12 protein-coding genes are annotated in these 13,942 nt (G+C 65.9%); 9 read left to right on the forward strand and 3 right to left on the reverse strand.

Features of this window, described 5'->3' with window-relative positions; genetic code table 11:
• Positions 1 to 50 precede the first annotated feature (50 nt).
• From MKP08_RS09785 to MKP08_RS09800, 4 genes are all read left to right on the forward strand, one after another.
• Complete coding sequence (locus tag MKP08_RS09785) at positions 51 to 2,075, forward strand: 2-oxoacid:acceptor oxidoreductase subunit alpha (RefSeq protein WP_241553656.1); 2,025 nt, start codon at positions 51 to 53, stop codon at positions 2,073 to 2,075.
• Positions 2,072 to 3,118 carry a 2-oxoacid:ferredoxin oxidoreductase subunit beta gene (locus MKP08_RS09790; RefSeq protein ID WP_241553657.1) on the forward strand — a complete coding sequence of 349 codons (1,047 nt, stop codon included), beginning with the start codon at positions 2,072 to 2,074 and terminating at the stop codon, positions 3,116 to 3,118. Before MKP08_RS09785 ends, MKP08_RS09790 begins: the two co-directional genes overlap by 4 nt.
• A gap of 114 nt (positions 3,119 to 3,232) precedes the next feature.
• Positions 3,233 to 3,901 carry a hypothetical protein gene (locus tag MKP08_RS09795; protein WP_241553658.1) on the forward strand — a complete coding sequence of 223 codons (669 nt, stop codon included), beginning with the start codon at positions 3,233 to 3,235 and terminating at the stop codon, positions 3,899 to 3,901.
• 108 nt (positions 3,902 to 4,009) lie between these two features.
• Positions 4,010 to 4,954 (forward strand): metal-dependent hydrolase, encoded by a 945-nt coding sequence (locus tag MKP08_RS09800; protein WP_241553659.1) that lies wholly within the window; start codon positions 4,010 to 4,012, stop codon positions 4,952 to 4,954.
• On the opposite strand, the gene MKP08_RS09805 is transcribed toward MKP08_RS09800, so the two are convergent.
• On the reverse strand, positions 4,911 to 5,579 hold the full coding sequence (locus MKP08_RS09805; RefSeq protein WP_241553660.1) for a phosphatase PAP2 family protein: 669 nt from the start codon (positions 5,577 to 5,579) through the stop codon (positions 4,911 to 4,913). The genes MKP08_RS09800 and MKP08_RS09805 overlap by 44 nt on opposite strands.
• Positions 5,580 to 5,620: 41 nt before the next feature.
• On the opposite strand from MKP08_RS09805, the gene MKP08_RS09810 reads away from it, so the two are divergent.
• From MKP08_RS09810 to MKP08_RS09820, 3 genes are read left to right on the forward strand one after another with little or no spacing between them, the layout of a single operon-like run.
• Complete coding sequence (locus tag MKP08_RS09810; protein ID WP_241553661.1) at positions 5,621 to 7,015, forward strand: deoxyribodipyrimidine photo-lyase; 1,395 nt, start codon at positions 5,621 to 5,623, stop codon at positions 7,013 to 7,015.
• A 58-nt stretch (positions 7,016 to 7,073) separates the two neighbouring features.
• The gene (locus tag MKP08_RS09815; protein WP_241553662.1) at positions 7,074 to 8,309 is read left to right on the forward strand and encodes a cyclopropane-fatty-acyl-phospholipid synthase family protein; all 1,236 of its coding nucleotides are present in this window, start codon (positions 7,074 to 7,076) and stop codon (positions 8,307 to 8,309) included.
• On the forward strand, positions 8,306 to 9,478 hold the full coding sequence (locus MKP08_RS09820; RefSeq protein ID WP_306300142.1) for a serine hydrolase: 1,173 nt from the start codon (positions 8,306 to 8,308) through the stop codon (positions 9,476 to 9,478). The genes MKP08_RS09815 and MKP08_RS09820 overlap by 4 nt, the downstream gene beginning before the upstream one ends.
• A 116-nt stretch (positions 9,479 to 9,594) precedes the next feature.
• Here MKP08_RS09820 and MKP08_RS09825 read toward each other — a convergent pair whose 3' ends face one another.
• Complete coding sequence (locus MKP08_RS09825; RefSeq protein ID WP_241553663.1) at positions 9,595 to 10,308, reverse strand: SDR family NAD(P)-dependent oxidoreductase; 714 nt, start codon at positions 10,306 to 10,308, stop codon at positions 9,595 to 9,597.
• 1 nt (position 10,309) lies between these two features.
• Positions 10,310 to 11,782, reverse strand: a complete 1,473-nt coding sequence (purF, locus tag MKP08_RS09830; RefSeq protein WP_241553664.1) for an amidophosphoribosyltransferase — start codon at positions 11,780 to 11,782, stop codon at positions 10,310 to 10,312.
• A 187-nt stretch (positions 11,783 to 11,969) separates the two neighbouring features.
• Between purF and MKP08_RS09835 the strand changes: the two genes are divergently transcribed.
• A complete protein-coding gene (locus tag MKP08_RS09835) occupies positions 11,970 to 13,211 on the forward strand; it encodes a lipoprotein-releasing ABC transporter permease subunit (RefSeq protein ID WP_241555584.1) in 1,242 nt (413 codons plus the stop codon).
• The gene (locus MKP08_RS09840) at positions 13,204 to 13,887 is read left to right on the forward strand and encodes an ABC transporter ATP-binding protein (RefSeq protein ID WP_241553665.1); all 684 of its coding nucleotides are present in this window, start codon (positions 13,204 to 13,206) and stop codon (positions 13,885 to 13,887) included. The genes MKP08_RS09835 and MKP08_RS09840 overlap by 8 nt, the downstream gene beginning before the upstream one ends.
• Positions 13,888 to 13,942: the final 55 nt, after the last annotated feature.

Below are 13,942 nucleotides of genomic sequence, written 5' to 3' on the forward strand. Positions count from 1 at the left end.
GCGAAAGAACGACGCCGCGCACGACGCGGCGCGACCGAAGGAATTTACGGATGGCAACAGCCGCCAGGGCCCCGCAGGAACAGGCCCGAGACCCGCAATCCCCCGACGCCGTCGTGGTCCGTTTCGCCGGAGATTCCGGCGACGGCATGCAACTGACCGGCGGGCAGTTCACGCTGTCGACCGCGCTGGCGGGCAACGATCTCGCGACCTTTCCCGACTTTCCGGCGGAGATCCGCGCGCCGCAGGGCACGCTGTTCGGCGTGTCGGCGTTCCAGATCAATTTCGGCTCCCGCGCGATCAACACTGCGGGCGACGCGCCCGACGTGCTGGTGGCGATGAACCCCGCGGCGCTGAAGGTGAACCTTGCCGCGCTCAAGCCCGGCGGGCTGGTGATCGCCGATACGGGCGAGTTCACCAAGCGCAATCTCGACAAGGCGAAATACGACAGCAACCCGATCGAGGACGGCAGCCTCGCGCCTTTCGACGTGCTGGCCTTCGACATCTCGCAGCGCACGATCGAGGCGGTGGAGCCCTTCGGTCTCGGCAAGAAGGACGCGCTGCGCTGCAAGAACATGTGGACGCTGGGCCTGGCGCTGTGGATGTTCGACCGCCCGCGCGAGCCGCTGCATGACTGGCTCAAGCAGAAATTCGCGAAGAAGCCCGAAATCGCGGAGGCGAATATCGCCGCGCTCGACGCGGGCCATGCCTATGGCGAGACCGCCGAGCTGGCGGGGCCGCTGAAGCAGGTCCACATTCCGCCGGTGCCGAGCGAGCCGGGCCTTTACCGGACCATCACCGGCGCGGAGGCGGTCAGCCTCGGCCTCGTCGCGGGGGCGCAGCTGGCCGAGCTGCCGATGTTCTTCGGCGGCTATCCGATCACGCCTGCCAGCGCGATTCTGCACCACCTCGCGCGGCTGAAGGAATACGGCGTCACCACTTTCCAGGCGGAGGACGAGATCGCCGCGATCTGCGCCGCCATCGGGGCGAGCTATGCCGGGCAGCTGGGCGTCACCAGCTCCAGCGGGCCGGGCATCGCGCTGAAGACCGAGGCGATCGGGCTGGGCATCATGGTCGAGTTGCCGCTGGTGATCGTGAATTCGCAGCGGGGCGGCCCGTCCACCGGCCTTCCGACCAAGACCGAGCAGAGCGACCTTTATCAGGCGGTCTATGGCCGCAACGGCGATGCGCCGATGCCGGTGGTGTCTACGCGCAGCCCCTCCGACGCGTTCGAATGCGCGATCGAGGCGTGCCGCATCGCGGTGGAATACATGACCCCGGTGATGCTGCTGACCGATGGCTACATCGCCAATGCCGCCGAACCCTGGAAGGTGCCGGATCCAGAGAAGTATGAACCCTTCCCGGCGAAGTTCATGGACGAGCGCGAGAATGGCGAATTGCTGCCGTACAAGCGGGATGGAAAGGGCGCGCGGCCGTGGATCAAGCCCGGCACGCCGGGCCTGATGCACCGCATCGGCGGGATCGAGAAGGATCAGCTTTCCGGCAACATCTCCTACGATCCGGCCAACCATCAGGCGATGACCGACGCGCGCAAGGGCAAGGTGGAAGGCATCGCGGTGCCAGATCAGGAAGTATCCTCGGGCGAGACGACGGGCACGCTGGCGGTGGTCGGCTGGGGCAGCACCTACGGGCCGATCCGGCAGGCGGTGCGCCGCGCCATCGCGAAGGGGTGCTCTGTCAGCCACATCCATGTGCGCCACATCTGGCCGCTACCCGCCAATATGGGCGAGCTGCTCGCAGGGTTCGACCATGTGCTGGTGCCCGAAATGAACACCGGCCAGTTCAAGACCGTGCTGCGGGACCAGTTCCTGGTCGATTGCGAGAGCCTGACCAAGACCAGCGGCCAGCCGTTCAGCATCGGCGAACTCGAAGAGGCGATCGCGGCCTATTTCGACGATGTCGACGGCAATGAAGGCGGCGCGGTCGAGGTCAACGAAACGCAACTGCCAGGGCGCGAAAGCGGCCACGACGACGGATCATATCCAGACGCACCGTTCCATGGCGCCGGAGCGACTGCTCCGGGCAAGGGTTCGGATGAGGAAGCGGTGAACCAATGAACGCCCCCGTAAAAATCGAAACCACGCTGAAGGACTGGGAAACCGACCAGGAGGTCCGCTGGTGCCCCGGCTGTGGGGACTACGCGATCCTGAAGGCGGTGCAGCGCACGCTGCCGCAGCTTGGCAGCGATCCGGCGAACACCGTATTCATCTCCGGCATCGGCTGCTCCAGCCGCTTTCCCTATTACATGGAAAGCTACGGCTTCCACACCATCCACGGCCGCGCGCCGGCGGTGGCGACGGGGGTGAAGCTCGCCAATCCGGACCTCGACGTGTGGCTGGTGACGGGCGACGGCGACGGATTGTCCATTGGCGGCAATCACTTGATGCATGTTCTTCGCCGCAACGTGAACATGCAGATCATGCTATTCAACAACGAGATCTACGGGCTGACCAAGGGGCAGTATTCGCCCACCAGCCGGGAGGGCACGCGCAGCCCCTCCACCCCGATCGGCAGCGTCGATCACCCGGCCAACCCGTGCGCCTTTGCGCTGGGGGCGGGGGCGCGCTTCGTCGGGCGCGGGATCGACGTGTCCAAGAACCTGCCCGACGTGCTGAAGGCCGCGCATGCGCACCAGGGCGCGGCATTTGTCGAAATTTTCCAGAACTGCATCGTCTACAACAAGGACGTGTTCGACGATTTCGCCGCGCCGAAGGGTGCGGAGGATCGCCAGCTGTGGCTGGAGGACGGCGAACCGATGCTGTTCGGCAGCGAGAAGACCGGCGGCGCGAAGGGCCTCTCCTTCGATGCCGACAGCCTTTCCTTCCGTGTGGTCGAGGTGGCCGACGGCGACTGGCAGGCGGCGGGCGTGCGCGTCCACGATGCGAAGAACCGCACCATGGCGCATATCCTTGCCGAGCTGCCCTTCGGCGAATTCCCGATGCCGCTGGGCGTGCTCTACGACGATCCGCGCGCGACCTTCGAAAGCGGCGTCAGCGCGGAGCGCGAGCGGGCGGTCAGCGGCAAGCAGGCGAACCTTGCCAAGCTGCTCGGGTCGGGGCAGACCTGGACCGTCGACGGCACCGCGCAGGACCCGGTCTGAGCAGGTCCTTCCCAAAAATCTCGGTTTTTCAGAACCTTTCGCGTCGCTGATCCATTGGTGAACTGCAAGCGCGCTTCGGCGCGATACATTCAGCAGATCAACGGGAAGACAGATATGAAACGCGTTCTTTTACTCGCCTCCGCTGCGGCAGCCATCTCACTGGCGGCCTGTTCGGACAATGCCGACGACACGGTCGATGCCACCGATACTGCCGTCCCCACCGCGGATACCGCGATGATGGACGACAACGCGATGCCGATGGGCGGCGATCTGACGACGCAGCAGCAGACGAACTACGACGCGATGGATCGCCAGGCGATCAGCGACGAATACGACACCAATCGCGACACGATGATGGCGCAATCCACGAGCACTCCCGGTGCCACGCCGAGCGGGACAGCCTCCAGCGGAACGAGCGATATGGCTGCCGGAAACGCCTCGTCCGGCGACATGTCTTCGGGCGACAGCATGAGTGGTTCGTCGTCGAGCAATTCGATGATGCCGCGCGGTCAGATGGATTTCGCCTATCTCGATCGCAACAACGACGGGAAGCTGTCGGTCGCCGAGTACGCGATCTGGGCGGTGCCGGCGAACCCGAACAAGCAGACGAGCATGGAAGACGCGACAAAGCCCTACATCTCGACCGAGCAAATCAACGATGCGGGCAAGACGTTCTTCTTCTTCGACAAGGACGGAAACACCTATCTCTCGCCCGACGAGTTCACGATGGCGCGCAACAGCGCGCGCGCACCGGGCGCCAGCGCGACAGGCGCGACGATGTAATTCTCGCAAGACAACACATTACCGAGAGGGGCGGCAGGCGACTGTCGCCCTTTTCCTAGTCGGCCTTTTCGTTTGACCGGGGCGGGGTGGGCGGGACACTGCGCAACCATGGACAATCTCACCCATTCGCTAGTCGGGGCGCTTCTGGGGCAGGCCAGTCTGAAGCGGCGCACCGGGCTCGCCATGCCCGCGCTGATCATCGGGGCGAACCTGCCCGATGTCGACGCGACCTGTGTGATCTACGGTACCGAGAGCCTCGCCATGCGACGCGGGCTGACCCACGGCCCGCTGGCGTTGGTGATGCTGCCGGTGGTGCTGGCCACAGTGCTCTACGCCTTCGACCGATGGCAGGCGCGGGGCGGCACACGACCCGAGGGGCGATTGCCGGTGCGGTTCGGCTGGCTGGTCGCGCTATCCTTCCTCGCCTGCCTGACGCACCCGGCGCTCGACTGGCTGAACGTCTACGGGATCAGGCTGCTCGCGCCGTTCAGCCAACGGTGGTTCCACGGCGACACGCTGTTCATCGTCGACTGGGTGCTGTGGCTGGTCATGGGGTTTGCGACATGGCTGTCGTGGCGGCGCGACCGGCACGGTTTGGCGACTTGGCGCAGGCCGGCGCGTTACGGCCTGGCCTTCCTTGGCATCTACATCGCCCTCAACGGCATACTGACGGGCATGGCCGAGCGGGTAGGGGCGGGGTTGGCCCCGGAACCCACCGTTCTCATCGCCAGCCCGGCACCCGGTCAGCCGTGGAAGCGGGACATAATCTTCGCCGACAGCACGCTACGCTGGTATCGGGTGGGCTGGACGCCGCTGGGCTTGCAGGGCCAGCCGCTGATGATGGAGCCCAATCAGTGCCCGGTCGAGGTGGCCGATCTGCCGCGCTCTCCGGCAATCGACGCATTCCTGTTCTGGTCCCGCGCGCCGCTGTTCGCGCGTGGCGACGATGGCGCGGTGACGCTCTACGACGCGCGCTTCTACGATCCGCGGGCGCGCGGGCGCTTCGCGGTCACCCTGCCCGGACTACAGTGCGAGCGCCCGCCGGCGCCATAAGCGGGATCAGCGCGGCGGCGGCAAAGGCCCAGCCTGCGCCGCCGAGCCAGCCGGCGAAGACGTCGCCCGGATAGTGCACCCCCAGCCACACCCGGCTCATGCCGATGGCGGCACCCAGCGCCAGTGCGCAGAGGAGCAGTGCGATCCGAAAAGGACGACGGGCGATCAGGGGCGCAAACGCCAGCGCGATCGCGACCCAGACGAGGGTCCCGTTGAACGCATGTCCGCTGGGAAAGCTGAACCCGCTCGCGTGCATCATGTGCGGCACGAAGTCCGGCCGGGGCCGCGCGACCACCACTTTGAGCAAGGTTCCAACCGCCCATCCGCTCAATACCGTGACCGCCAGCCACGCCGCCAGCCGCCATTGCCGCAGAGCCACGAGGAACCCGGCTGCGATGAGCGCGAACAGCAGGCGCAGCGGCACACCGCCCAGCGACGTCAGGTCGCGCACCGCCTCCGCTCCGCGCGTTGCCGCCCGATGCGGCACGAGCAGCGCATGGTCGATACCGGTGGCATAGCCTGCCGCGATGGCGATCGCGGTCGCGATGAAGCCCGCCCAGCACAGCAAGGCTCCCATGGCGGCGCGGCGCGGATCGATCCGTTCGTAGATTGCGGGAAGGGGCACAGGTCGGGAACCAGCGCGCGCACCCTCTCGTTCCGCGCCCGATGGCCGATCCCCAGATAGTATGGTTCCGGCGCGATTTGCGCCTGTCCGACCAGCCCGCCCTTGCCGCCGCAGCCGAGGCGGGTCCGATCCTGCCCGTTTTCGTCCTCGACGACGATCGACCCGGGGATCGGAAATATGGCGGGGCGCATCGCTGGTGGCTGCACCACTCCCTCGAAAGCCTGGGCAAGGGGTTCGGTCGCCATAATGGCTCGGTCGTCCTGCGGCAGGGGGACAGCGTCTCGGTATTGGTCAGTCTCGCCGACCAGATGGGGGCGGGGGCGGTCCATGCCAACCGCCATTACGAGCCATGGTGGCGCGAGGCGGAGGAGGAGTTGCGGGACGCCTTGCCGGAAGGGTGCGAACTGGTGCTGCACGACGGCAATTACCTGTTCCCGCCCGGCACCGCGACCACCGGATCGGGCGATCCCTACAAGATCTACACCCCCTTCATGAAGGCGCTGCGCGAGCACTTTCCTCCACGCGACGAAATTCCGGCTCCCGAGCACTTCGCCTTCGCCGATGCGCCGGAAAGCGACGACCTGTCGGACTGGGACCTCCTGCCGACCAAGCCCGACTGGGCGGGCGGAATGCGCGATTTCTGGAAGATTGGCGAGGACGCCGCACGTGAGCGGCTGGACTGGTGGGCGGATCACGTCGCCGATTACGAGGACGACCGGAATCTGCCTTCGATCGATGGCTCCTCCCGGCTGTCTCCGCACCTGCACTGGGGCGAAATCTCGCCGGTGCAGGTGTGGCACCGGCTCAGCGGGCGACGCGGGCAGGGGTGGGAAACTTACGAGAACGAGCTGATCTGGCGCGATTATGCTCAGAACGTGCTCTATCAGTTCCCCCGCTATCCCGAGGAAAGCTATCGCGATTACGACAGCTCGCTGTGGCGCAATCCCAATCGCGGGCATCTGATCCAGGAGGAACTGGAGGCCTGGCAGCAGGGGCGCACCGGCTACCCGATCGTCGATGCCGGGATGCGACAGCTGTGGCAGACCGGGTGGATGCACAACCGGGTGCGGATGATCGCGGCGAGCTTCCTCATCAAACATCTGCTGATCGACTGGCGGCACGGCGATCGCTGGTTCTGGGATACGCTGGTGGACGGCGACTACGCCAGCAACGGCGTCAACTGGCAATGGGTCGCGGGCACCGGGGTCGATTCGAACATGTTCGTGCGGATCATGGCTCCGCTCAGCCAGAGCGAAAAATTCGACGCGGGCGACTACATCCGCGAATATGTGCCCGAGCTGGCCGATCTAGACGACGACCAGATCCACGATCCCGACGACGAGCACCGTCCCGACGACTATCCGGAGAAGCTGATCGGTCACAAGGAAGCGCGCGAGCGGGCGCTGTCGGCCTATCGCGAGATGAAGGGCGACTGACACCCTTGCCGCACCGCCCGCCAGGAGTATGAGCGGGGCTATGGCGACGAAGGGGCACATGCGCGGAAGCAGCCTGCTGCACGGGGCACGACGGTTCGAGATCAGGCCGGGCTGGCTGGCGCGCATCTTCGCGCCCGGTTTTCACAAGGTGCTCGATCGGATCGACGCCGGACTGGCGACGGGCTCCATCACCGGGCGGCTGCCGGACGGCAGCGTGCGCGTGCTTGGCGGTCGCAATCCGGGCTTCGATGCGGATGTGACCGTCAACAGCTGGCGCGCGCTGATCCGGCTCGCCACGACCGGCTCTGTCGGATGGTATCAGGCATGGGAAGCGGGCGAGTGGGAAAGTCCCGATCCTGTGCCGCTGTTCGCGCTGTTCATGGCCAATGCGCAGACGCTGGGCGATGCAGGGCGGGCCAAACATTTCTGGCGCAAGGCGCTGCGTGCGGCCCATGCCATCAACCGCAATACGAAGAGCGGCTCGGCCCGCAATATCGAGGCGCATTACGACCTCGGCAACGATTTCTACAGCGCGTGGCTGGGGCCAACGATGGCCTATTCCAGCGCGCTCTTCTCTGACGGGGCGCGAACGCTCGAGGCGGCGCAGGCGGCGAAGATGGCGGCGATCCTCGACCGGCTCGCTCTTGCGCAGGGCAGGCGGCTACTGGAAATCGGGTGCGGCTGGGGGACGCTGGCGCAAGAGGCGCACCTGCGCGGAGCAAGTGTGGATGCGATCAGCCTGTCGGACGAGCAACTGGCCTGGGCGCGCGAGCATCAGGACGATGCGGTCGAATTCCTCCATCGCGATTACCGCGACGTGGACGGGAGATACGACGCGATCGCCAGCGTCGAAATGGTCGAGGCGCTGGGGCGCGAATACTGGCCGACCTTCCTGGACTGCGTCGCCCGCAACCTGAAGCCGGGCGGCCGCGCGGCGATCCAGTATATCTCGATGCACGAGGCGCTGTTCGAAGGTTATGCCGACAGCGCCGACTTCATTCAGGCCTACATCTTCCCCGGCGGGCTGCTGATCCGCACGAGCGAATTCCGCGCGCTGGCGGAGGAGCGCGGCCTCGTCTGGACCGATCAGACCGATTTCGGGCAGGACTATGCCCAAACGCTGCGCCTGTGGCGCGAAAGGTTCGATAGTGCGGTGAGCGAAGGGCGCCTGCCGGCCGAGTTCGACGAGCGCTTCAGGCGCCTGTGGCGATATTACCTGATGTATTGCGAAGGCGGATTCCGGGGTGGCGGGATCGACGTGCACCAGGTTACGCTGGTGAAGGGAGAGGGATGATGAAGAGACTGTTCGTTTCGCTGGGCGCGCTGGCGCTGGCTTCGTGTGCCACCATGCCGATGGCGCAGGGCCCCGCGACGCAGATGTCGCAGCCGAAATTTCCCGATGCGGCGGATTCGCGCGAGGTGCTGTTCTGGAACGACGAGACGCGCTCGGCCCGCTTCCGCGCGATGGAGGATTACTTCGCCGGGATCGAGGTGGCGGACGCCGACAATGTACGCGAACTGTCCAAGGGCGAGCCGCTCGACGCTGCGACTAGGGGAAAGGTCGACGGCTATCTCGAAGCGATGAACGCCGCCGGGATCATGGTGCTGCAGGACGGCAAGGTGCGGTACGAGGCGTACCGGCTCGGTTTCGGACCGGAGGGGCGCTGGACCAGCTTCTCGGTCGCCAAGAGCTTCACCTCCACGCTGCTGGGCGCAGCGGTGAAGGACGGCGCGATTGCGAGCCTCGATGACCCGGTAACGAAGTACGTGCCCGCGCTGTCGGGCACCGCCTATGACGGCGTAACGGTGAAGCAGGTCGCCACCATGACCTCTGGCGTAGCGTGGAACGAGGACTATACCGACCCCGACAGCGACGTGGCGAAGTTCCTGAACATCGCGCCGGTGCCCGGCGAATCGCAGGTGGTCACCTACGCCCGTACGCTCAAGCGCGAGGCCCCGGCGGGCGAGAAGTGGGTCTACAAGACGCTGGAAACCGGTCTGCTCGGCCTGATCGTGGAGAATGCCACGGGCGAGAAGCTGGCCGAATACGCCAAGCACAAGATCGTCGATCCGGCTGGCTTCGCGGGGGACATGTTCTGGATGACCGACCTGTCGGGCGGCAATATCGGCGGCTGCTGCGTGTCGCTACGCCTGTCGGATTATGCCCGCATGGGGCAGTTCGTGCTGGAAGGGGGGCAACCGTCGGTGCCGCAGGGCTGGTTCGAGGAAGCGGGATCGGCGCAGGTCGAATTCGGCGGCGGCTATGGATACGGGTATCAATGGTGGACCTTCCCCGGCGGCAATTACGGCGCGCAGGGGATCTTCGGGCAATACATCACCGTCGTGCCGGATCGGAACCTGGTGGTGGCGGTCGTCTCCAACTACCCGACCGCGACGGGTGAGGGCCTGACCAAGGCGCGGCGCGAGTTGTGGCAGAGCCTGATCGACGCGACGAAGGACTAAGCTGCAGATACGCTCGTGCTGAGCTTGTCGAAGCATCGCATTTTATCTTTTGCGTTGCGCATTAAGTAAGGACGGCCCTTCGACCGGCTCAGGGCGAGCGGGATTATGTCGGTTAGCTAGTCCACCCGCTCGCGGTGGGCGGTCTTGAAGTCTTCCTGCACCAGCGCGACGATCCGCTTCGCTACCTCTTCCGGCGGCTTGACCGTCTGCGGGTCTTCGCCAGGGAAGGCCCTGGCGCGCATCGCGGTGCGGGTGGCACCGGGGTCGAGGATCGCGACGCGGGTCTTGCTGATCTTCTCGACCTCCTGCGCGTAGCATTCGAGGAGGTTGTCGAACGCCGCCTTGCTCGATCCGTAGGCCGACCAGAAGGCGCGGGGCTTCTCGCCCACGCTGCTGGTCAGGCCGACCACGCGCGCGGCATCGGCGCGCTTCAGCATCGGATCGAAATTCGCCAGCAGCGCCTGCGTCGCCAGCACATTGATGGTCAGCGCCTGGTTGTACTGCTTCTGGTCGATCTGCGTGACGGGCGTCAGCATGGGCAGATAGGCCGCGCTGATGACGAGGTAGTCGAGCGCGTCCCACCGCCCGTGGATGGCAGTCGCCAGGCGGGCGATACCGTCTGGCTCCGCTAGGTCGACCGGCGCGATGGTCGAGCTGCCGCCCGCATCGTGGATCGCGTCCTCCGTCGCCTCCAGCGCCTTCACGTCGCGCGCCGTCAGGATCACATGCGCGCCGGCGCGGGCGAATTCGATCGCCGTCGCCGCGCCGATTCCGCGCGATGCGCCGGTGACGAGGGCAAGCTTGCCCTCGAGCGGTTTGTTGTCGGCCATGTCAGGCAACCTTGTGTGTCGGGAATGTCAGCTGGTCGGCGCCGCGGTCGCGCCGTTCGAGATCGGTCAGCGAGGTCGGATAGTCGCCGGTGAAGCAGGCATCGCAGAATTGCGGGCAGCCCGCATCGCGGGGCGCACCGCCGACCGCGCGGTAGAGGCCGTCGATCGAAACGAAGGCGAGGCTGTCGGCGCGAATGAACTCGCGCATCGGCTCGACTTCCATCCGCGCGGCGAGCAGCTTTGATCGCTCGGGCGTATCGACCCCGTAGAAGCAGCTATGCGCCGTGGGCGGGCTGGCGACCCGGAAATGGACCTCCGTCGCACCGGCATCGCGCATCATCTCGACGATCTTCATGCTGGTGGTGCCGCGCACGATCGAATCGTCGATCAGCACGATCCGCTTGCCTTCGACCAGGCTGCGATTGGCGTTGTGCTTGCGCTTCACGCCCGAATGGCGCGCGCTGTCGCTCGGCTGGATGAAGGTGCGGCCGACATAGTGGCTGCGGATGATGCCCAGTTCGAACGGCACGCCCGATTGCTGGGCATAGCCGATCGCCGCGGGCACGCCGCTGTCGGGCACCGGCACGACCAGATCGACGTCGCACGGGTTCTCGATCGCCAACTGCTCGCCGATCGCCTTGCGCGCGGCATAGACGCTGCGCCCATCGAACACCGAATCGGGGCGGCTGAAATAGACATGTTCGAAAATGCAGGGGCGCGAGCCGGCATTTCCGAAGGGGCGGTAGGACGTGACCTTGCCGTCGTGATCGACCTCGATCATCTCGCCGGGCTCCACCTGCCGCTCGAATTCCGCGCCGACCACGTCGAAGGCGACCGTCTCGGACGCGAACACGACCGCATTGCCGATGCGGCCCATCTGGAGCGGGCGAATACCGAGCGGATCGCGGCAGGCGATCATCCCGGCCGGCGTCATCACGATCAGCGCATACGCACCCTCGACCAGCCGCAGCGCGTCGACCAGCCGGTCGCGCAGGGTGGGATAGCGGCTGGTGGCGACGAGATGGATGATCACCTCTGTGTCGCTGGTCGATTGAAAGATCGCGCCTTTCTGCACCAGCTCCTGCCGCAGCGTGCCGGCGTTGGAGAAATTGCCGTTATGCGCTACCGCGAAGCCGCCGCTGGCGAGATCGGCGTAAAGCGGCTGCACGTTGCGCAGGCCCGATCCGCCGGTGGTCGAATAACGCACATGCCCGGCCGCCATTGCGCCCGGCAGCTCGGCAATCGATTCCTGGCTGGAGAAATTCTCGGCCACGTGGCCGAGGCCGCGGCGGGTGACGAACTGCGTGCCGTCGAAGGCGGTGATGCCCGCCGCCTCCTGCCCGCGATGCTGCAGGGCGTGCAGGCCGAACGCGGTCAGCGCCGCCGCATCGGACGCGTTGACCGCGCCGAAAACGCCGCATTCCTCGTGCAGCGTATCGCCGTCTTCGTCCATCCAGGGGTGGGTGGTGTCCATCAGAAAAGCCCGCGCCGATCGGTGTTTCGCCCCGCGCGCTCCCAATGGCGATGTTGCGGTATGATTACAAGGCCGGTGCGACGGGTGACACATGCAATCCTACGCCCGCGGCCAATTTCATTGCGCAGACAGGTACGGGTGCCTAATGCGGCGCAAATTTCAGCAATTTCGCGGGCCTGCCATCTCCCTGTTCCTATCTCCCTTCGAACGCATGATCGCCCGGCGCTATTTGCTGCCGGGGCGGGGCGAGGCGTTCATCGCGCTGGTCGCGAGCATTTCCATCGGCGTCGTAATGCTGTCCGTCGCCATGCTGGTGATCGTGATGAGCGTGATGAACGGCTTTCGTGCGGAGCTGATCGACAAGATCGTGGGCATCAACGGCCATGCGATCGTGCAGGCCTATGGCGGGCGGCTCGACAACTGGCAGCAGATCCTGAAGGAAGTCGAGGCGACGCCCGGCGTGACCGAGGCGAGCCCGCTGATCGAGCAGCCCCTGATGCTGACCTATAACGGCCGGGTGGAGGGCGTGCTGGTCCGTGGCGAGACCCCGAAGCAGATCGCGCAGCTGAAGGACAAGGTGGTCGGTGGCGATCTGAGCGCGCTGCGGCCCGATGCGGGCACGGTCGCGATCGGCGCGCGCCTGGCCGAGAACATCGGTGCGCGGGTCGGCGATACGATCACGATCGTCAATCCCGCCGGGCGCAGCACGCCGTTCGGAACCGTGCCGCGCCAGGTCGGCTATCAGGTCGCCGCGATCTTCGAAGTCGGGCTCTACGATTACGACAACAGCTTCGTCGTAATGCCGATGCAGGATGCGCAGACGCTGCTGCTGATCGGCGACAAGGTCCAGATGATCGAGGTGAAGACCAACGATGCCGACAATGTCGGCGAGATCATGGCTCCCGTGGCGAAGAAGCTGCAGGGTCAGGCGGTGGTCGCCGATTGGAAGTCGATCAACAGTTCGATCTTCGAAGCGCTCCAGGTCGAGCGGGTGGCGATGTTCTTCGCCCTGAGCTTCATGGTGCTGGTCGCCGCGTTCAACATTCTCTCCAGCCTCGTCATGCTGGTCCGCGCGAAAACGCGCGACATCGCGATCATGCGGACCATGGGCGCGACGCGAAAATCGCTGCTGAAGATCTTCGTCACGACCGGCTTCACCGTCGGCGCGATCGGGACGGTTGCCGGGTTGATCTTCGGCTTCGTGGTGCTCTATTTCCGCGAGAGCATCGTGCGCGTGATCGGCTTCGTGACGGGGCAGAACCTGTGGGACCCGCAAGTCCGGTTCCTGTCCACATTGCCGTCGCGGACCGATCCGTGGGAGATTTTCGGTATCGTGGCGCTGGCCCTGATCCTCAGCTTCCTCGCGACGCTTTATCCCGCCTTCAAGGCGTCGAGCACCGATCCGGTACAGGTGCTGCGCTATGAATGAGGCCGGCACCTACGTCGTCGAATTGCGCGGCCTGACGCGCAGCTTCACCCAGGGCGAAACCACGATCAAGGTGCTGCGCGGCGTGAACCTGGCCGTCCGCCCGGGCGAGATCGTCGCGCTGCTGGGGCCATCCGGTTCGGGCAAGTCGACGCTGCTACAGGCGGTCGGCCTTTTGGAAGGGGGCTTCGGCGGCCAGATCGTGCTGGCGGGCACCGCGGCGGAGAAATCGAACAGCGCCATGCGCACGCAGCTGCGGCGCGAGAATCTGGGCTTCGTGTATCAGTTCCACCATCTGCTGCCCGACTTTAATGCAGCTGAGAATATCGTCCTGCCGCAGCTCGTGGCGGGCAAGCCGCGCGACGAGGCGGAAGTGCGCGCGCGCGAACTGCTGGAGGCGCTGGGGCTGGGCCAGCGGATGGATCACCGGCCGAGCCAGCTTTCCGGCGGTGAGCAACAGCGCGTGGCCGTGGCCCGCGCGCTCGCCAACCGCCCGCGGCTGGTGCTGGCGGACGAGCCCACCGGTAATCTGGACGAGGCGACCTCCGACCGGGTGCTGGCGCAATTCCTCGAACTCGTGCGGGGCGAAGGCAGTGCCGCGTTGGTGGCGACGCATAACGAGCGACTGGCCGCACGAATGGACCGGGTCGTCCGGCTGCACGAAGGGCTTCTCGAATAACATCTCATTCGCAGTGGACCTTGAGGCGCGGTCTCGCGTTTCCGACCACGAAGGA

It is taken from the genome of Erythrobacter sp. LQ02-29, assembly GCF_022576075.2.
GTDB lineage: Bacteria > Pseudomonadota > Alphaproteobacteria > Sphingomonadales > Sphingomonadaceae > Alteriqipengyuania.

Bases quoted from the DNA above. Each gene is read 5' to 3' on its own strand.
- MKP08_RS09820 (WP_306300142.1), top strand. From the start codon at position 8,306: ATGATGAAGAGACTGTTCGTTTCGCTGGGCGCGCTGGCGCTGGCTTCG.
- MKP08_RS09785 (WP_241553656.1), top strand. From the start codon at position 51: ATGGCAACAGCCGCCAGGGCCCCGCAGGAACAGGCCCGAGACCCGCAA.
- MKP08_RS09815 (WP_241553662.1), top strand. From the start codon at position 7,074: ATGCGCGGAAGCAGCCTGCTGCACGGGGCACGACGGTTCGAGATCAGG.
- MKP08_RS09840 (WP_241553665.1), top strand. From the start codon at position 13,204: ATGAATGAGGCCGGCACCTACGTCGTCGAATTGCGCGGCCTGACGCGC.
- MKP08_RS09825 (WP_241553663.1), bottom strand. From the start codon at position 10,308: ATGGCCGACAACAAACCGCTCGAGGGCAAGCTTGCCCTCGTCACCGGC.
- purF (WP_241553664.1), bottom strand. From the start codon at position 11,782: ATGGACACCACCCACCCCTGGATGGACGAAGACGGCGATACGCTGCAC.
- MKP08_RS09810 (WP_241553661.1), top strand. From the start codon at position 5,621: ATGGCCGATCCCCAGATAGTATGGTTCCGGCGCGATTTGCGCCTGTCC.
- MKP08_RS09800 (WP_241553659.1), top strand. From the start codon at position 4,010: ATGGACAATCTCACCCATTCGCTAGTCGGGGCGCTTCTGGGGCAGGCC.
- MKP08_RS09795 (WP_241553658.1), top strand. From the start codon at position 3,233: ATGAAACGCGTTCTTTTACTCGCCTCCGCTGCGGCAGCCATCTCACTG.
- MKP08_RS09790 (WP_241553657.1), top strand. From the start codon at position 2,072: ATGAACGCCCCCGTAAAAATCGAAACCACGCTGAAGGACTGGGAAACC.